The sequence below is a fragment of the Bradyrhizobium sp. CCGB01 genome (genome assembly GCF_024199795.1).
Lineage (GTDB): Bacteria > Pseudomonadota > Alphaproteobacteria > Rhizobiales > Xanthobacteraceae > Bradyrhizobium.
The window spans coordinates 2267770-2287546 of record NZ_JANADK010000001.1 but is presented as its reverse complement, the minus strand read 5'-3'; the positions used below and the strand labels follow the sequence as shown (position 1 = coordinate 2287546).

The following is a 19777-nucleotide window of genomic DNA, read 5'->3' as shown; positions in this document are numbered from 1 at the left end:
CGAGCAAAACAGGAAGCGCGCCCTGCGTCGTTTCCGGATGTTGATGTGCGGGCTCTGCGTCGCGGCCAGCCTCTCATATCCTGCCAACGCGCAGAATGCGCAGCCGCTCGATCAGCGCTTCCTGCTGGGCGTCGGCACGCACCAGGGCCTCGGCGGCGTCACCAGCGCCCGCGGCTACGTGCCCGCGACGGCCGTCAAGCAGATGAAGGAGCTCGGGGTCACCTCGTTCCGCGACGACTTCCCCTGGTCGGATTTCGAGCTGCCCGGCAAGCGGCTCGGCTTCAATGCGCTGAACGGCCGCCTCGAGACCCAGATCAGGACCAGCGGCGGAATCCCGCTGCTCATTCTCGGCACCGGCCATCACCTCGTCCCGAACTCCGATCCGCCGACGACCGACGAAGCGCGCCAGAGATTCGTCACCTATGCCACGGCGGCCGCGCAGGCGGTCGCCAACCGTCGGCCGATCTTCGAATTGTGGAACGAGTACAATCTCAGGGCGCGCGCAGAGCCGCTCTTCACCGTCGAGAACTACGTGACGCTCGCTCGCCTGGTGCAGCCCGCGGTCAAGCAGGCGGTGCCCTCCGCACCCTTCGTGGTGGGCGCGCTCGGCGACGATCCGGGCTGGAAATGGACCGACGCGCTCTTGAAGACCGATGTGCTGCGCGTCGCGGACGGCATGTCCATCCACATCTATAACCATTGCTCATCACCGGCCGGGCGCACCGCGGCTGAGGCGATCGAGCGGCTGCAAAATCTTCATCAACGCGTCGCACAGGCGACCGGCAATCCCGACTATCCGATCTATCTGACCGAAACGGGCTGGCCGACGCCAAGCGCGAAATGCGGCGTGACCGAGCAGCTTGCCGCCGACAACATGGCGCAGATCATTCTCTGGGCCTCGACCGCCAGTTCCTGGCTCAAGGGGATATGGCTTTACGAGCTGAAGGACAGCGGGACGAAGCCTGGCGAACTGGAGGACAATTTCGGCATTTATCATTTCGACAATTCGCCGAAGCCCGCCGTGTGTTCCATTCGCGAGAGCTGGGCCTTCATCCGCACCAGCCTGAAGGCAACGCGCACCACGCCCGCGCCGGGCGTCGTGCAGATCCGGAGTGACAGCGGATCGGAAACCAAACTGGCGCTTTGGACGGAGACCGCGTCCAGGCGCTTCGAAGTTCGATTAAAAAATACGGAACCTAATGCCGAGATCAGCTATGTATGTCAGCAAGCGCCGGGCCCTGCCGCCGGCGCGTGGACGGCGCTATCGACAACGCCGTTGCTTGTCAGCATCAAGGGCACGGCCGTGCCGGATTTCGAGATCCGGCCATCGAACTGATGCTGCGGCGAGCTGCTGAATCCGGGGCTACCTTGAAAATACTGATCGTTAACACGCTCTATCCGCCCGAAATCATCGGGGGCGCCGAAGTGTCTGTGTCGTTGCTCGCGGAGTCATTCGCTCAGCGCGGCCACCAGGTGTCGGTGGTCTGCCTTCAGAACAAGCAGGATCGCACCATCGACGAACTCAAGGGCGTGCGCGTCTACCGTGTGCCGATGGACAACGACTACTGGCCGTTCGGCAACGACAGGAAGCCCTCCTCGGTCCAGCGCCTGAAATGGCATCTGCAGGACACCTGGAATCGCAGGTCCGCGGCGCGCTTCGCCGAAATTCTCGACATCGAGAAGCCCGACGTCGTCCACACCAACAACCTTACGGGTTTCTCGGTCTCGCTGTGGTCGGAAGCCAAGCGGCGCAACATCAGGATCGTGCACACGCTGCGCGACTATTCCCTGCTCTGCAAGCGCTCGACGCTGTTTCGGGGCGATGCGACATGCGCACAGCGCTGCACCGTCTGCGCCGCCATGACGTCGCCCTATTTGCTGGCCTCGCGCATGGTCGATGCGGTGGTCTCGAACAGCCAGTTCGTGCTCGACCAGCACACCAGGCTGAAATATTTCCCCGGCACGGACAGCCGCGTCATCTTCAACATCGCCGATCCCACCTCCGTGGTGCCGTCACCAGCTTCAAGCTCGGATGACCTGATATTCGGGTTCATCGGCAGGCTCGAGGCTGAAAAAGGTATCGAAGTAGTCCTAAAAGCCGCCGAGCAGCTGCCCGCGGAGGGTTGGCAACTGAAAATTGCCGGAAAGGGGCTTGAGGATTACGTGCGGGGGCTAAAAAGCCGCAGCGGAAGGCAGGTCGAATGGCTTGGCTTTGCCAAGGCAGCCGAATTCTATGCCAGCATCGACGTCTGCCTGGTGAGTTCGGTCTGGCCGGAGCCTCTGCCGCGGACGTTGATCGAAAGCATCAACGCAGGCCGGGCAACAATTTGTTCGACTGCGGGTGGGATTCCTGAGATCGCGGGGTTTTCGAATATGGTTGGGTCCTACGAGCCCAACGATCACAAGCGATTGGGAGAATTGATGCTGAAGGCAGTCAACGAGCGGTCGCGCTGGAAAACCGCCCGGCCTCCCCAGCCAGGATTTGCCGAGAGGTTCTCTGCGGATTCAGTGACCGGACAATATTTGGACGTCTATTTGAACAACAATCGAACCAACCGGCCATAAGCCCAAACGGAGATTTCAGCAAAGCCATTTGGCAAGGATAGCTGGACAGACATTTTCGATGAAGATCCTTATCACGTCATCCCTCTATCCGACGCCGTTGGCACCGAAAGTGGTCGGGGGCGCGGAAACTTTTGTCCGACGCCTCGCCGAGACCCTGGTCGGGCAGAACGGCAGCGTGGAAGTGATACGTGCCGCGTCCGCATCGAACCAGCAGATGGAGACCTGCAACGGCATCGACGTGTATTCGGCGCCCGTGCACAATATCTACTTCCCTTTCGCCAAGCAGCACAGCTCGCCGGTACGCGGCATCTGGCACGCGATCGAGGACTGGCAGCAGATGTCGGCGCTCGTCGCGGCGCGGATCAAAGCCTTCAAGCCTGACATCCTGCACTCCAACAATCTCTCCGGCCTGACGACGGCGGTGTGGCGGACCGCGGCAGAGATGGGCATTCCGGTCCTGCACACGCTTCACGACTATTATCTCACCTGCCCGCGCTGCTCGCGCTTCTCGGACGGGCACGCCTGCGAATCGAGCTGCATGAGCTGTCAGCTCCTGACCTTTCGCCGTCGCGGGGCGACGCGGCATCTGGACGCCGTCGTCGGCGTCAGCCAGCGCATTCTCGACATCCATACCCAGCTCGGCCTGTTCACGCAGACGCCGTTGAAGATCGTCATTCGCAACGCTTCGACCGCCGACGTCGGCAGCGACGAAAACACGATGATCGACGGCACCGTCACGTTCGGCTTCATCGGGCGACTGACCGAGGAGAAGGGCATCTACAATCTCGTTCGCGCCATCGCGACGATCCCGCCCGAACGAATCCGGCTCGTCATCGCGGGCCATGCGTCCGACAGCCAGCGCAAGCACATCAAGAGCCTCGCCCCCAATGCACGGATCGAGTTTCTCGGCTTCGTCCAGCCGAAGCAGTTCTACGAGCAGGTGAACGTCGTGGTCGTACCCTCGGTCTGGGAAGATCCAAGCCCGCTCGTCGTCGCCGACGCGCAAGCCGCCTGCAAGCCCCTGCTCGGCACGCCGTTCGGCGGCATCCAGGAGGCGATCAAGCCCGGCCTGACCGGCTGGTTGACGTCTCCCGATCCGGACTCGATCGCCAAGAACATTGCGGCGATCGTCGACGCGCCCCAGCAGATCGTGGAGATGAGCGGACGATTGAAGTCGGGCATCGACAAATGGGCCTTTGACGACGTGGTCGCCGGCTATCGCAACGTCTACAACCAGCTCATGCGCGGCCGCGGCATGCCTCGCACGTAGCGCAGGCCGAACGCAGATGCCGACGACTCTCTCCAATCATCCCACCATGTTCTCCCTCACGCGTCGCCAGACATGATCAGCCTGCTCGCATTCGGCAGCTATATCTACCAGAGTGCGTCCGCGATCGTTCTGATCTTCGCCGTCAGCCATATCCTCTCGCCGGCCCAGTACACCTCGTTCTCGCTGGCGCTGGCGACGAGCCAGCTGTTCTGCGTCTTCGTGTTCGAATGGCTGCAACTGGCCGGCGTTCGTTTCCTCGCCGCCGCTTCCGGAGAAGAGGCCGCGCGTCTGCGCTTCTCGCTGTTCGCCGCGGGGCTGGTCAGCGCGCTGGTGCTGCTGCTCGTCGGCGCCGTGGCGGGCCTCGTGGGCACGCTCGAGACAAGCGTCGTCGCCCTCGCGCTGGCGATGGCTGTGCTGCAAGGCGCCACCGACCTTTATTTCATGATCGTCCGCGTCTCCGACCGGTTGGGGACCGCATCCGCCCTGCTGATCCTGCGCGCGAGCGTGCTGCTGGCCGGCGCTGTCGCGGGCGCCCAGCTCTACGGCACGGCAGCGGCAACGCTGTGCGGCATGGCCTCGGGCTACGGCGCGGTGCTTCTGATGAGCCTCGCCGTGCATCGCACGTCGCTCCAGCGCGCGTCGCGACATGCATTGCTGACGGACTGGGGCAATTTCTGCCGCTACGGCATCATGGCCGCGGCCGCCTCCGTCATTCACCTCGCCGTGCCCGTCACGCTGCGCCTGATCGTGATCGCCACGCTGGGGCGGGCCTCGACGGGCGCCGCCGGCTTCTCGATGGCGATCGACCTTTTGCAACGCCCGTTCTCCGTCCTGGTGGCCGCCATTCACACGGTCTGCTATCCCAATGTCGTGGTCCAGTTCGAGCGCGGCGTCGACGGCGAAGCGCGCAGGGCGACCGCGCGCATGCTCGAATTCATCCTGTGCGCGACGATCGTGATGCTGGGCGGACTGATCGGCCTCCTGCCCGATGCGGCGCATCTGTTCGTCCCGGCCGATCTGCTGGTCGATTTCCTCAACGCAGCGCCGATTGCCGCGATCTTCTACTTCCTCCACACCCACCTTCAGGCCACGCTCGCGATCGTGCCGCATCTGACCAAATCGGCCACGAGGCTGGTGGTCGTCGCAGCGTGCCAATTGCTGCTCGTGTCGGCGGCATCCTCGATCGGAGCGTTGCTGCACATATCGGTGGCCGGACAGATCGCGAGCGCGGCATTGGCCACGGCGCTCATCATCCTGTTCGCAAGCGGTCCGCTGATCCGGTTCCGGGCAGCGCCACGGGCGCTGCTGATCGTGGAAGCAAGCGTCGCGGCCGCCGCGGTCGCCATGCTCGCGGCAGCTCCGTCGGACTCCCTGTTCTGGCTTGCGGGAAAGACCGCCTTTGCCGGCCTCGCCGTCGTCCTGGTGACGTGGCGAGGCGATCTGCTGGCTTCGGCGCGCAGCTAGAATTAGAGCGTTTTCGAGCGAAGCGGATACCGGCTCGCGTGAAGAAAGCGCGTCAATCAACAATCCAGCGCTTCGGTTCTGATGCAATCAGAACCGAAAATGCCCTAGGCCTTCACCGCATGCGCCAGCGAATTGCCGCTGACATCGCCGGTCAAGCCGTAGATCTTGAGGGTCTCGTCGACCATCGGACCGACGCCGAAATATTGCTGGGCACGCGCCAGGGCATTGCGCGACAGCGCGGCGCGCATCGCCGGATCGGCCACCTTCTCGAGCGCGCCCACAAGCGCATCGACGTCCTCGAACGGCACGATGAAGCCGGTCTGGCCCTGGATGATCTGATCGGTCGCGCCGCCCGCCGGCGTCCTGACCGGCACCAGTCCCGTCGCCATGGCTTCGGCAACGCCGAGCGGGAATCCCTCGAACCGGCTCGGCAGCGCGAACACGTCGGCGGCCCAGAGAATTTCACGGACGTCGCCCATGAAGCCGAGGAACTTGAACGTGTCCTTGTCCTTCTCGTCGGCGAAGGCGAACGACTTGATCTCCTTCTCGCGCTCGGCTCCGCCGCTGCCCACGAAGTAGCACTTGATGTCGATCGGCGACGGGCTGGCGCCGTCGCGGATCTTGCGCGCCGCCTTGATGAGGAGGTCGTGGCCCTTCACCCAGGCGAGACGCGCCGCCAGCAGGCACATGAACTCACCGTCGGCGACGCCGAATTTCGCGCGCGCATCGCGGCGCTCGGCATCCGAGGGCGGGCGGAAATGCACCGTGTCGACGCCGCCATAGACCTTGGCGATCCGGTTCTTGCCGAACAGCACGTAGCGGCGCAGATGCCGGAGCGATTCCTCCGACATCAGGATGAGGGTGTGGGGAAAGAACAGGTTGAAGAACAGGACCTGGACCGGGCTGAAGGTCGATTGCGGCGCATTCTGCACCTTCTCGATGTTGCCAAGCACCGAGGGATGATAGGTCGCGACGCAGCGCGCGCCGGTGAGCAGCGCGAGCAGCCTGCCCCACATCAGCATGCCCAGCCCGTGGACGTTGATCACGGTGATGTTGTTCTTCCGTATCAGCTTCAGCAGCTGCATGAAGATCGACAGCGAGGGCAGCTTCCGAAGTCCGGGGACGACAAGCCATTCCTTGACGGCCGCCGCCAGCTTCTGGCGCTTGTATTCGGATTTCTCGTCCGAGCGCACGGCGCCGGACACCAGGTGAATCTGCACGCCCCGGCCATGCAGTCCCGTGGCCAAGGTCTCGCAATAGGATGCAATCCCGTCATTGCAATTCACGACCTCAACCAGAAACATGACATTCGGGGCGGGATCCTGCATGGGAATGGCCTTACTCCGTTCGATCAACGACATTTCGGTCAGTGCTTAGCGGCAAATTCCATGCCGTGCTAGCGGTTTGCCCGCAACAGCGTTGCGCGCCTAACATATTGACGTTGCGGATCTGCGACACTCCGCCCCGGCATCAAAAGCGGCTTCAAAAGCCGCGTTTCTGAAGCTCGGCGGCTTCCGCCGGGGTGAGCTTGCCCCCGGCAAAACGTGACACGAGATAGAGGGCCACTTTCGGGCGATTCAAATCGTACATCAGGCCGAAGCGGTTTTCCGGAGGCTTCTTGCCGGGTTCATCGACGATCTCGTAGATGCTGACACTGTCGATCGCTACGTCCTTCTGATCACGGATGGCCGTCAACATGCTGTTCAAATTCTGGAGACAACGCTCGGTTGCAGTATCTCCGGGCGCATTTCCATAGTCGGGCTTGTAGATCTCGCCACAATTGACCTCGTTGAAGAGGACGTGCCGGCGATAGGAGGCGAGCTTCTTGAACAGATCGAAGCGCGGGTTCCAGCCGTTCCAGGCACGATGCGGGCTTTGTCCCAGCACTTCATAATAGTGATAGGAAATCAGGTCGTAGCGGACGCCGCGCTGCTCCATGAAATCGAGAAAGCCGAACATGGTGGACGTCGTGTTCAGGATCTTCTTGATGTGCAGCCCGCTCTCCTGGTTGATCCGGTCGATCGCGTCGGACGCTCCACGCAGAACGGCGGCCCAGTCCTCCATGGCCGGCATCTCGAATTCCGCAGCGGTCGTTCCGCTACCGAAGAGGCGCTTGTCGTCCCTGCCCCGCGCAACGAGGTTGATCTCGTTCTCCAATTCCCATTGATCGATCTCGTTCTTGAATTGCCGCACGAAGTCGTAGGTCCGGGTGTATCCCTGCTGATACAGGGCGTCGCGATCGCCTGCGGGATAGCGGCCGCCATCGGTGCGGTCGCCCCAACGGAAAGGAAGGCCCAGCACCGGCTGCAGCTTTATCCCGTAAACCTTCGCCAGCCGGACGGCGTTCTCGAGCATCGGACCTTCCGTCTGCTCGGTGTCCTTCGTCAGATTGACGCCGATCCTGAATACCGTGAAGCCTCGCTCCTTCATCACGCGAAAGACCGGCTCGGGATCCTTTCGCATCGATGACGGACTGCTCACGCCCCACTCGAGCGCTTCGGCAGGCAACGATGCCGGCACGCTCATGGCTGCGACAAAAAGGAACGCACTGATCTGCTGGAGAAAGTTCCATCGCATCCGCTTGCTGACTCCCTCGTTGCTTCGGGACATTTCGGAAGACTCCCGTCGAGCGCTCCACGCAGAACAAGTGTCACATTCGAAATTCGATCCGTGTATCTACGGCCAGCCGCTTCTAGGCAATTCGACCTGCTCTGGCCATAGGCTTAATTGCGCTCAAGCAATCGAGCAGAGTTGCCTGTGCGACAAGCAAATGCGTTTCGATTAGGCACCGGCACAACATCGATCGAACATCGTCGTTGCATCGCCATGCCGACGTCACGCTGACAGCACATTGACGTGGTGAATCAGAAATCAAACTCAGTCCAAGCAGATTCGTGCACTGGTCCGCATCGTGCAGGACTCCTCGGCAAGAAAATCACCGGGGTGCGTCCATTTTTACCGATCTCACCAACTCGAAAAACAGAGATTGGCCGATACGACAGACACAAGCGGCAACGAAATCTCGCGCTCCAGAAAAGGCTTTGGAATACCGATGACTACCGCATCACCTGATCAGACGATCCTGTCGGCGAGCACCTTTATCAGTTCCATCGGCGTCAATACCCACACTGGTTATTCGTGGGGGGCCTACAACAACCTCGCCCTCGTAGAGGACGACCTCAAATATCTCGGCGTCACGAAGCTGCGAGACGGACTTGCGTCGAGCCCGTCGGCACAACCGATCCTCGATGGACTCGCGAAAGACGGCTACACGTTCGACTTCGTGGTTCCGTCGAGCGTGCCGGAGGGCGGCACGTCCGCGCTCCAGGCCTATCTGGACTCCGTCAAGGCTTTCGCGACCAGCCATCCCGGCAGCGTCGACGCGATGGAGGGCCTCAACGAGATCAACCTCTATTCGTTCAGCTACAATGGAAGCTCGAGCATCGAGGCTGCGGCGCAGTTCCAGGCTGCCTATTACAACGCCATCAAGGCCGATGCCACGCTGAGCAAGATTTCGGTCTACAACTTGTCGTTGGGCTTCAACGACTCCACCGACTACGTGAAGCTCGGCGACCTCTCGGGAGCGACCGATTACGCCAACTCCCACGCCTATGTCAGCACGAGCCTGACGCCGGCGGCCGCCCTCCAGGCCCTGCTCGGCAATGCCACGTCGGTCACCGGCAGCGATCCGGTCGTGATCACCGAGACCGGCTACACCACCAAGAGCGACACACCTTATATTGGCGCCAGCGAGAACGTGCAGGCGAAGTCGATCCTGAATACGCTGGTCGATGCCTACAAGGGCGGCGTCGGCACCACTTATCTGTATCAGCTGCTCGACGCCTCGGCGACCAACGATGCGTCCGATCCGGAGTCGCATTGGGGCCTGTTCAACAGCGACGGAACCCCCAAGCTCGCGGCCACGGCCATCCACAATCTGACGACCATCCTGGCCGACGACGGCAAGGGCGGCCACACGCCGACGGCCTCGCTGAACTACACGCTCGACGGTCTGCCGGCGACCGGCAACAGCATGGTTCTCGGCAAGAGCAACGGTGCCTATGAACTGGTGGTCTGGGCCGAGCCCAAGATCTGGAACGACGCCACCGACACCGAGATCTCGAATCCGACCACGTCGGTCACCGTCAACCTCGGCAGCGTCCACCACCTGATCAGCGTTTACGACCCGTTAAAGGGCAGCTCGCCGATCGCCACCTACACCGACGTCAGCCAGATCGTGGTTCCGGTCTCGGATCACCCCCTGATCATCGAGATCGACGCTCCCGCGGGGGGCGGTGAAGCCGAGCCCGCCGTGACCGACGTCAGCGGAACCGCCGCCGACATCGTGTCGCAGATGTCCGACCTGAACGCCTCGGGCTCGCTCGAGACGATCACGCTGACCGACACCCATGTCCTTCCGGTCGCCTCCGAAGCGACCATGGAATACATGATCTCGCACTACGCCAAGGCGCTGGCGGCCATCCAGGGCGGCTATCAGTTCTCCGTCACCAACTCCACCGCGGCCTGGAGCGTGACCAAGATCTACGACTCCTCGGCGAATCTGCAGTCGACCGCGACGTCCAACTTCACGAACGGCGTCATCACCAGCAAGGTCACGAACTACGCCGACGGGTCGTCGGACAATATCGCCTACAGCGGCGGCAAGATGGTGCGCGACGTCACCATCTCGGCTGACGGCAACAAGGACACCAAGACCTACGATACGAGCGGCAATCTGATCGCGGACATGGTCCAGAACAAGGACGGCTCGTCCTCGAACACGCTCTACAGCGCGGGTGTCAAGACCAAGTCCTATGTCACCAACGCCGACGGCAGCCACGACAACTACTATTACAACATCACCGGCCAGTCCTACACCAGCGAGCACGATCGGCTCGACGCGAGCGGCAAGCTGCTGTCGGTGAGCCGCACGCATGCCGACGGCACGATGGCCTACAGCCAGGTGTTCAACAGCGACGGCAGCAAGGTCACGACCCAGTACGATTCGACCGGCCACAAGACTACGGCCATCACCGTCACGTCGACCTCCACCACGACCGAGCTCTACACCACGGCCGGCGCGCTCAAGCAGCAGATCGTGCAGACGACCTCCGGCAACGTGACCACGACGAACTACAACGGCTCGCTGCTGGCGTCGGTCTACGTGGTCAACGCCGACGGGTCCAAGCAATCGAAGCTGTATGATTCCAGCGGCAAGATCGCCAGCGACCAGGTCCAGAGCAAGGACGGCTCGTCGTCGAACACGTTCTATACGGCCGGGGTCAAGACCAAGGCCTACGTGACCAACGCCGACGGCACCCACGACAACTATTACTACAACATCACCGGCCAGTCCTACACCAGCGAGCACGACCATCTCGATGCGAACAACAAGCTGGTGTCGGTCAGCCGCACGCATGCCGACGGCACGATGGCCTACAGCCAAGTGTTCAACAGCGACGGCAGCAAGGTCACGACCCAGTACGATTCCACGGGCCACAAGACCTCGGTCATCACCGTCACGTCGTCGGCCACGACGACCGAGCTCTACACCGCGGCCGGCGCGCTCAAGCAGACGATCGTGCAGACGACCACCGGCAACGTGACCACGACGAACTACAACGGCTCGCTGCTGGTGTCGTCCTACGTGGTCAACGCCGACGGGTCGAAGGACAGCAAGCTGTACGACTCCAATGGCATCATCGCCAGCGACCTGGCCCAGAACAGCGACGGCTCGTCCTCGAACACGATCTACACGGCCGGCGTCAAGACGAAGGTCTACGTCACCAACGCCGACGGCAGCCGCGACAACTACTATTACAACATCAGCGGCCAGTCCTACACCAACGAGCACGACCACATCGACGCCAGCGGACGGCTCCTGCTGGTCAGCCGCACGCATGCCGACGGCACGATGGCCTACAACCAGGTGATCAACAGCGACGGCAGCAAGGTCACGACCCAGTACGACTCCACGGGTCACAAGACCTCGGTCGTCACCATCACCTCGACGGTCACGACCACCGACACCTACGATCCATCGACCGGAGCGCTGAAGCAGGAGATCGCCAAGACGAGCTCCGGCAACGTCACCACGACGAACTACAACGGCCCGCTGCTGGCATCGGTCTATGTCGTCAACGCCGACGGATCGAAGGATACCAAGCTGTACGATTCCAGCGGCAAGATCGCCACCGACCTGATCCAGAACAAGGACGGCTCATCCTCGAACACGGTCTATACGGCCGGCGTCAAGATGAAGGTCTACGTCACCAACGCCGACGGCAGTCACGACAACACCTGGTACAACATCACCGGCCAGAGCTACACGACGGAGATCCAGCACACCACCGCCGCCGGCACATTGACCAGCCTGACCCGCCTCCACGCGGACGACACCCTTGCCTACAAGCAGGTGATCAACAGCGACGGCAGCAAGGTCACCGACCTCTATGACAGCAACGGTCACAAGACGAGCGAGGTCCTCAACGGCACCGATGGGTCGACCACGACGGACACCTACAATTCGTCCGGCGACGTCACCCAGCACGTCGTCAAGACCGCGGGCGGCGACGTCACGACCTCGAACTACGCGAACGGATTGCCGACGTCGATCTACGTCGTCAACGCCGACGGGTCCAAGGACACCAAGCTGTTCGACAGCAGCGGCGACCTCACCAGCGACTACGTGCTGAACAAGGACGGATCGAACTCGACGACCATCTACTCGTCGGGCGTCAAGACCAAGGCCTACGTCAACAATGCCGACGGCAGCCACGACAACTATGCGTACAACATCACCGGCAAGAGCTACGTCACGGAGCATCAGCATCTCGACGCCTCGAACAAGGTGACCTCAGTCGAACGCTCGCATGCGGACGGCACGCTCGACTACACGCAGGTCCTCAAATCGGACGGCAGCAAGATCACGGATGTCTACGACAGCACCGGGGTCAAGACGACCGAGACCGTCAACAACGCCGATGGCAGCTCGGATGTCTTCAAGTTCAAGGTCTCCGGCCTGCCGGGTGCCGTCGAGCACGACAGCTACAATACCAGCGGCTCCCTGCTCTCGATCGACGTGGCCAACAGTGACGGCACCCACACTGTCACGGCGGTGAGCGCGGGACTGACGCTGAATGGCGGAAGCGGCAACGACGTCTTCTCCGCGGCGCCGGGCACCACGACCATCATGTTCGACGGCGGCAACGACCAGATCAAGAGCTTCCACGCCGGAACAGCGTCCAACCACGACACGATCGAGATTCTCAAATCGCTGGTGGCCGACTACAGCCACCTGCAGATTTCGCAGTCGGGCTCGGATACGCTGATCCAGCTCTCGACGACCGACTCGATCGTGTTGAAGAACGTGAACTCGACCACGCTCGATCACGGCAACTTCCTGTTCGTCTGACGCACGCGATCTTGCCGGCAGGCACGCCTGCCGGCGAAGTCAGCGGAACGAACAGGTGAAACGACGTCAGTGCGGCCGCGAAGCCGTGGCCGCACCGATGAAGATGATGTCCTCGGCCAGCAGCGGGAGCTGCCGCAGCAGCATCGACTTCAGCCTTCCGGCGCGCATGAAAGTCGCCATCTTCACCTCGACCGGCGCGTAGCCGGCGTCGATTGCGACCTTCGCGATCGTATAGGGCGTGAAGAAGAACCGGTGATCGCTGTTGATCGTCTCGACGTTCTGCAGGATGCCCTTGATGTTTCCGCCCCTGAAGGCATTCGGAACGGTGATCACGATCTGGTCGACGACGTCGCCGTAGTTCTCCCTGAAGCGCGACAGGAACGCGACCGGATTCGGAATGTGCTCGACGACTTCGCCGAACACGGCGATATCGAACTTCCGGCTGGATACCGCCTCGATCTTTTCACCCGATGTCACGTCGCCGGCGACCATGTTGTCGAGCCCGGAAATTCGCGACGCCTCCCGCACGGCTTCCGCGTCGATGTCGACACCGACCGTGTATTCGGAGCACTCCGTGATCAGGCCGTGGAGCCAATCCCTGTTGTCGATCTTGCGCTTGATCAGCGGCAGGTGGTCACAGCACCCGACGTGCAGGACCCGCTTGCCCCTGCAGATGTCGACCAGGACGTCGCATCTGTATCTGACGTCTCCGTCGCCCCCATACTGCACGACGATAGTGTCCTTGAACTTCGAGCCGTCGAGATAGGGATAGACCTGCGAGAAATCCGTGATGATCGACGACATCGGCTTGCCCTCGGTGTCTGAGATGTTTCCAGACACAACTATACATCGCAAACCATCAGAATTGTGACCGGCTCTGGCGGGCGCGCATTTGATCGCCATCACGAATGACAGAACTCGCAATGGAACCTGCGCCTGCTCGCCGTGCCGGCTATCTGCTTTCAATTAGTGCAAGTGAATTTGATTGGAGCTCTTGCTGAACTCCGGACAGGGAACTCGTTGCGACGACCGGCGCGGCCGCAGCCACGCACCGCGAGTTCCCGATCACTCAGGCGCGCATTCTTCCCGGTGCTTCCGCGCGCACGACCCGCGCCGGTGCGCCCGCAACGACGGCATTCGGCGGAACGTCACGCGTCACGACCGCGTTGGCCGCGACGTTGACGCCTGCACCCAGCGTAATCGGGCCAACGAGCACGGCGCCCGTGTAGATGACGGCATTGTCGCCGATGGTCGGACAGCCCGGCTCGTCCCACGCGCGCCGGCCAAGGGTCACGTTGTGATACAGCATGACGGAACGACCGATCCGCGCGCCCTCGCCGATCACGACGCCGGTCGGGTGCGGCAGGATCAGTCCCGGGCCGATCTCCGCGAGAACCGAGATGTAGCAGCCTCGCCGCATCAGCATGCGCACGAGCAGCCAGGTGATCTGGTGTCCCCACCGGGTCTGGAAGCGCAGCATCTTGGCGATGCGCCAGGTCGTGATCACGGCAAAGCCGGGGCTCGTGAGCAAGGCGATGACGGCGGCACCGACGCCGGACCTGCCGGTGTTTGCCATCAGGTCCTCGCGCCACGGAATTCCCGCCTGGCGCTCCTCGCCCATTCCCGCTCCTGAAGACATCTACCAATCTCTATTAGCTTGCCGAGGGAAGATTAGCCTGAATCGGCGAAGCCGAGCCGCCAAGCAACGACTGCACGCTGGTCCAGATCCGGCGCCTGAATACCACGTAGCTGCCAAGCACGATCAGCGCATAGACGGCCGTCGCGATCAGCCAATGTGACAGGCTTGCGACGTCGCCCCTGGTCGCGACGAGCGCGCACAAGGCGCCGAGCGAGGTGGCGACCGTGGCCGGCATCAGCGCGCCGAACAACGAGGCGTAGGAGACCGCGCAGTTGCGGGCCCCGATCATCAGCATGAGAGCGCAAACCAGGATCGATACGATCAGATACACCACGGCCACGGCGGTGAGCCCGAGCGGCAACGCCACGACAAATGCAAGGATCATGCTGGCGCTGTTGGCGGTGCTGACCCAGAACTGCAGCCGGGCCTTGTCGTGGGCCAGCAGGATCGGTCCGGCATAGGCCGCAATCGACTGGGCCGCGCCGGCAGGCGCAAGGATGGCAATCAGCGGCAGAACCTCCTGCCAGTGCGGCGAGAGGAACGTCGCGACGGGATATTTCAGCCCGAAGGTCAGATAGATCATCGCCGGGAACGTGATCATGGCCGTCATGCCGAGGACCGCGCAGATCGCGGCCTTGCGCCGCTCCCGTTCACTGTCGCCGTTCATCCGGCTCAGGGTCGCCATGAGGACACCCCCGCCCGGCCACGACAGGATCATCAGCGGGAGCGTCATGAACTGAAATGCGAGACCAAACAGGCCGACGGCCGCCGCGCCCAGCTTGGCGCCGATCATGAGGTTGCCGACGTTTCTCGCAGTGAAGTTGAGGACGTTCGAAGCCAGCACCCAGCCGCCGAACGACAGCATCTGGGCGACGCCGCGCCATTTGAAGCACAAATGAATGTGGCGCCTGGTGTTCACATAGAACGCGACCGCGCGCACCGCCTGCATCAGGACATAGTAGGCGATCAGCGCCCAGATCCCCCATCCCAGCAGGGCGCCGACCACGCCCACCGTCGCGGAAACCAATGCCGCGCCAGCTTCGATCAGGGCGATGGTCTGATATTGCAGGGAACGTTCCAGAACCGCGCGCGGTCCCATCGCGGAAATGGACAGGACGACCGAGCCGGAGAGCGCCGCGAGCACCGACGGCAGTCCCGGCATGTTGACGGCGGCTCCCAGCGGCTTCGATAGCGCCGCCAGCACCAGGGCACAGCCGATCCCGATCGCGACCATCAGCGTCGTCGCCGCACCGGCCTCCTGCTTCGTCAGCGACGTCCGCTGGATCATCGCGCTCGACAACCCGAGATCGGTCAGCATGGAGATGAAGGCGATGAACGGCAGCGAAAACGCCACGAGCCCGAATTCCGTGGGCGTCACGAAATAGGTGATCAGCAGCGTGATGAGGAACTGAACGGCCGACTTCACGACGTTCACGCTCGACATCGAAAGCAGATTCTTGATGATCATGACGTCACCCGTGCGTGATCGATTGCGAGGGGGGTGCGCTCAGGCGACATAACGCGCTTCACGACGCACTCCGAACAACAGGCCCCGTAGCGCCGGATCGAGCAGACGGCGCAGTCTCACCTCGATCAGCTCGTAACTCACCGTGCAGGCAATCAGGGCCACGATTAAACCAAGGCCCGCAAACCCCGCCCAGAGAAGCCAGAGGTTCACGCCGTGCGCGGCGAGCTTCGCCCCGATGATCTGCAACGGGAACAGCGCGAAGGGATGGACCAGATAGAGGCTATAGCTGATCTTTCCGAGAAATTGCAAAGGCCTCGCGCTCAAGGCGGCAGCCAGCCCGGAATCCGGAGCAAGGACCATTCCAAACAGCAGCGTGCCCGGAATGAGCCCCACCAGGGGATGCAGATATTCGATCGACACGTACATCGCGGCGCCGCAGAGGATACCGACCAGCACACCGGGCCAACCGGCAACGCGGATCCGCAGATCGACGAAGCTGAACAGCAATCCGACCAGAAAGAACGCGGCGATCGGCCGATAGATGATGCCCGCGGCAGCGAGCGCGACAAACGGTGCAGCCAGCACCCAGTTCCGCGCCGCCGCGACGAAGGCAAGCGCGAACAGGATGTAGAACGCCCATTCATAACTGAGCGTCCAGGCGTTCTGCTGGCCGATCGGCAATCCCAGCGCATCCGGCAGGAACGCCAGATTGACGAAGAACAGCTTGAGATACGTCGCCAGGTCGATCCCCTTGAAGAACTTGTAGCCGACCAGCGGCCCGATCGTGAACAGGATCACATGCAGGATCACGAACACCGGCAGGATGCGCAGGCAGCGGTCGAGGAAGAATTTTCCGACGCTGCGGTGGCGCACGAGGCTCGCCGGGATCAGGAAGCCGCTGATCATGAAGAAGAGCTCGACCCCATGCCCGCCCATGTTGATCGTCGCCTCGAGCCACGACCAGATCGGCGGCAGGAAGCCCGCCAGAAGCGGCATGTCCTGAAGGTGCACGATCAGAACGGTCAGCGCCGCAACGCCGCGCAGTCCCTGGATAGCCGGCAGGAAGCCCTTGTTGTCATCGCTCACGGCCTGTTCTCCGTTCGCCATCCAAGGTCGACGCCGGGCAAGGCCGATACGCCGAAAAACGCCGTGCGGGGTGACATCGGTTTCACGCTGGCCGCGAGACCAGATCGTTGACGTCAGGCGCAAGCGGGGCCACGTCTGCCGGAGCTTCCTCGCGCTTCGATCCGCCGAAGACATCGCTGAAGGCCACGGCGAGCATGATCAGGCCGCTCGCAGGACCATAGGCAAGCACGGTGATGGTGAAGAGATTCATCGCGAAGGCCGCCGAGAGCTTGTAGATGTCCCTGGACCTGGCGATCGCGACGATCGAAAGCACCACGAACACCAGGAAGATCGGCCCGAACATGAGATAGGTGCCGAGATAGAAATTATCGACCGGCACGTAGTAGCTCAGCTTGTTCGAGAACAGCAACTGCGGATAGTTGAAGCAACCGAGCCCGCAGCCGAAGACGAACCCGACGGGCATCAGGTCGCTCATGTACACGAACGGCAATTGCCAGCTGTTGTTGACGCGATCCTGGAGGCTGAAGAGGCCTTTCGAAATGCTGGTCAGCCCGTTCCCCGCGAATAGAGCGATGAGAAGGAACGGGACCAGGATCGACAGAAACGATGCCAGCGACATGCGCCGGAGCATGGGAAACTTCTCACGCTCGGGCAGGATCCGGATGATGACGAGACACACGACGTAGATCACCATCACGCCGAGCGAGGTTTTGCTGGTCGTCAGCTTGATGGCGTAGAGTCCGATCGGCGCCCAGAACAGGCACCACAGCAGGCTGCGGCGCGCTGACGTCAACACGAAGGTGATGAAGACGAAGAAAGCGGCCATCGTGCTGTCGGCCGCAAGGCCAGCCAGCCGCGTTTCCGACGCTGCCCACCAGAGCCGGCTTGCCTGCCGTGTCGCTCCGAACGTCTCGTAGGCGAAGCCGACCCACGGCAGCTGGACGCGCCAAGACAGGAAAATCCCGAAGATCGTCAGGTAGAAGAGCGGATGGATCCAGGCCAGCAGTCGCCGGTACTCGCCGAAATTGCGGCCGCAGAAGCAGAACCCCACGAATACCGGCGCAATCATCTTGAAGGACGACATCATGCCGGTGAAGTAGCCGAGGAAGACGTATCCGAGATAAAGCGCAAACGCCATGTAGAACAGCGTCAGGATCGCGACCAGGCTCTTTCCCACCAGGATGTAGCGCTGAATGAACGCGAGGATGCACACCATCGCGAAGATGTCGGGCAGGAACCAGATGGCGTCGATTTTGGCGACCGACAGGTAGTAGCGCAATGCGCCGGCCAGTGCGTCTCTATAAAAGTAGAGACACAGGGCGATTGCCTCGAGATTGAAGGTCAAACCGCTCGCCTGCGCGCCGTCGTCAATGGGCGGCTCCGCAAAGCGGAAGCCCGGAGCGGCAAGCGCGGGAGATGATGAATAGCCGGCCATCAATTCACTCGGCCGCAGCGAGCGACTTGGCTGGACGGGGCCTGAGCAGCCCGAGAACCAGCCGCGATCCCGGCATTTCGATGGTGGCGTAGGTCAGGCTCGAAAGCGCGAGCACGGCACCGACGAAACCGACGAGGAGCACCGAGGCAGGCAGGCCAGGCAGCAGACCATCCAGCGACTGGAAGCGGGCCGCTCCAACGCCGCGCGCGAAATATTCGAGCAGGACGAGCACCAGCGCGTGGACCATGTAGATCGAATAGGAGCGCTTGCCGAGCCACACCAGCGGCTTCGCCGTCAGCAGCTCGGGCAAGGGGCGGTTGGGAAACAGCATCAGCGAGCCGAGCAGGATCGCAAACACCACCGGCGCGATGAAGCTGATGGCGGGCAGCCATGCGACCACCGAGATGATCACGATCGCCGTCACCGCCGCGCCGATCTGCACGGCCGACTGAAGCATGGGACTGACGCCCGGCCGCACCATCGCCACGGCGCGAACCGTCAGCACACCGAGAAAGAAGCTGAGGATGCAGCGAACGATGCCGAACTGGTAATGAAAGTCGAGAGTTTCCATGCCGAGCACGAACAGGATGATGCCGAGGCTGCCGACGACCAGCAATATCGAGAGGGCGTAGACCATCCGGACGTTCCTCGCGGCCTGCGCCGCGAGCATCACGGCCGCAAACACGAGGTAGGTGTAGAACTCCGCGCTGATGCTCCAGCTCGGCCCGTTCCAGCTCAGATAGTTGATGATGCCGGACGCCTGAAGCAGCAGCAGGTTCACGATGAAGGAGACATAGTTGTTGACCGGCATTTCGGGCGGCGCGAAATGCAGGATACCGACCGCCACCAAGCCGAGCTTCATCAACCGGAACGACAGAAAGGCGAGCAACGTCGCCAGGTGGAGCGGATAGATTCGCGCAATGCGTCGCGCGACGAAGTCACGGAAGTCGAACGCGCCGAAGTCCGACTTCATGTAGCTCATCGAGATGACGATGCCGCTGAGCACGAAGAACAGATCGACGCAGAGCCACGAATTGTGGAAGAACGCGACGTCGATCCACGCCCTGTTCGGCAGGATCGTCTTGAGCGTCTCCGAGCCGACAAAATGGTGAACGACCACGCACAGCGCCGCGAGACCTCGAACGCTGTCGAGCGGCACGTAGTGCGCTTTTGGCTTATGAACCGGCACGGGCAGAGCACCTGACAATGAGCGAGAACGAAATGCTGCGTCGCAGCATAATGCCTTCCTTCGACCTGCGGTTCAACCGTTAACCGTCAAGTTGAACCGAGATTTACCGACATGCTTAGCGCTCATCGTCGCTCGACGTCCGGCTCGTGAATCGAGGCGGAGGTAAACGCGCCGATCGTGCTGAAATCGTGACCGGATGCGCATTAACTTGATCTCGCGCGAAGTTCTGATAGCTCCATCGCCGCTG

General features: G+C 62.1%; 13 protein-coding genes. 5 read left to right on the top strand and 8 right to left on the bottom strand.

Annotated features, from left to right (window positions below):
* Positions 1-43: 43 nt before the first annotated feature.
* The 4 genes from NLM25_RS10270 (at position 44) to NLM25_RS10255 (ending at position 5299) form a co-directional block, all read left to right on the top strand.
* Positions 44-1336, top strand: coding sequence for a hypothetical protein (locus NLM25_RS10270; protein WP_254141148.1), 1293 nt, complete (start codon positions 44-46; stop codon positions 1334-1336).
* Positions 1219-2565 carry a glycosyltransferase family 4 protein gene (locus tag NLM25_RS10265; protein ID WP_254136856.1) on the top strand — a complete coding sequence of 449 codons (1347 nt, stop codon included), beginning with the start codon at positions 1219-1221 and terminating at the stop codon, positions 2563-2565. The genes NLM25_RS10270 and NLM25_RS10265 overlap by 118 nt, the downstream gene beginning before the upstream one ends.
* A 58-nt stretch (positions 2566-2623) precedes the next feature.
* A complete protein-coding gene (locus NLM25_RS10260) occupies positions 2624-3835 on the top strand; it encodes a glycosyltransferase family 4 protein (RefSeq protein ID WP_254136855.1) in 1212 nt (403 codons plus the stop codon).
* Between the two features lie 72 nt (positions 3836-3907).
* A complete protein-coding gene (locus tag NLM25_RS10255; protein ID WP_254136854.1) occupies positions 3908-5299 on the top strand; it encodes a hypothetical protein in 1392 nt (463 codons plus the stop codon).
* Positions 5300-5403: 104 nt separating this feature from the next.
* On the opposite strand, the gene NLM25_RS10250 is transcribed toward NLM25_RS10255, so the two are convergent.
* The gene (locus NLM25_RS10250) at positions 5404-6627 is read right to left on the bottom strand and encodes a glycosyltransferase family 4 protein (protein ID WP_254136853.1); all 1224 of its coding nucleotides are present in this window, start codon (positions 6625-6627) and stop codon (positions 5404-5406) included.
* 154 nt (positions 6628-6781) lie between these two features.
* The gene (locus NLM25_RS10245) at positions 6782-7909 is read right to left on the bottom strand and encodes a hypothetical protein (protein ID WP_254136852.1); all 1128 of its coding nucleotides are present in this window, start codon (positions 7907-7909) and stop codon (positions 6782-6784) included.
* A gap of 442 nt (positions 7910-8351) precedes the next feature.
* On the opposite strand from NLM25_RS10245, the gene NLM25_RS10240 reads away from it, so the two are divergent.
* Positions 8352-12713, top strand: coding sequence for an RHS repeat protein (locus NLM25_RS10240; protein ID WP_254136851.1), 4362 nt, complete (start codon positions 8352-8354; stop codon positions 12711-12713).
* 66 nt (positions 12714-12779) lie between these two features.
* Here the strand turns inward: NLM25_RS10240 and NLM25_RS10235 are convergent, their stop codons facing one another.
* From NLM25_RS10235 to NLM25_RS10210, 6 genes are all read right to left on the bottom strand, one after another.
* Complete coding sequence (locus NLM25_RS10235; protein ID WP_254116766.1) at positions 12780-13517, bottom strand: bifunctional 2-polyprenyl-6-hydroxyphenol methylase/3-demethylubiquinol 3-O-methyltransferase UbiG; 738 nt, start codon at positions 13515-13517, stop codon at positions 12780-12782.
* Between the two features lie 265 nt (positions 13518-13782).
* A complete protein-coding gene (locus tag NLM25_RS10230) occupies positions 13783-14334 on the bottom strand; it encodes a serine O-acetyltransferase (protein WP_254136850.1) in 552 nt (183 codons plus the stop codon).
* A 31-nt stretch (positions 14335-14365) separates the two neighbouring features.
* A complete protein-coding gene (locus NLM25_RS10225; protein ID WP_254136849.1) occupies positions 14366-15820 on the bottom strand; it encodes a lipopolysaccharide biosynthesis protein in 1455 nt (484 codons plus the stop codon).
* A 39-nt stretch (positions 15821-15859) separates the two neighbouring features.
* Positions 15860-16906: an acyltransferase gene (locus tag NLM25_RS10220; protein ID WP_254136848.1), complete on the bottom strand. Its 1047-nt coding sequence runs from the start codon at positions 16904-16906 to the stop codon at positions 15860-15862.
* 82 nt (positions 16907-16988) lie between these two features.
* Entirely contained in the window at positions 16989-18341 is a 1353-nt protein-coding gene (locus tag NLM25_RS10215; RefSeq protein ID WP_254136847.1) for a hypothetical protein, read from the bottom strand.
* Between the two features lie 4 nt (positions 18342-18345).
* A complete protein-coding gene (locus tag NLM25_RS10210; RefSeq protein WP_254136846.1) occupies positions 18346-19530 on the bottom strand; it encodes an acyltransferase in 1185 nt (394 codons plus the stop codon).
* Between the last annotated feature and the right edge of the window lie 247 nt (positions 19531-19777).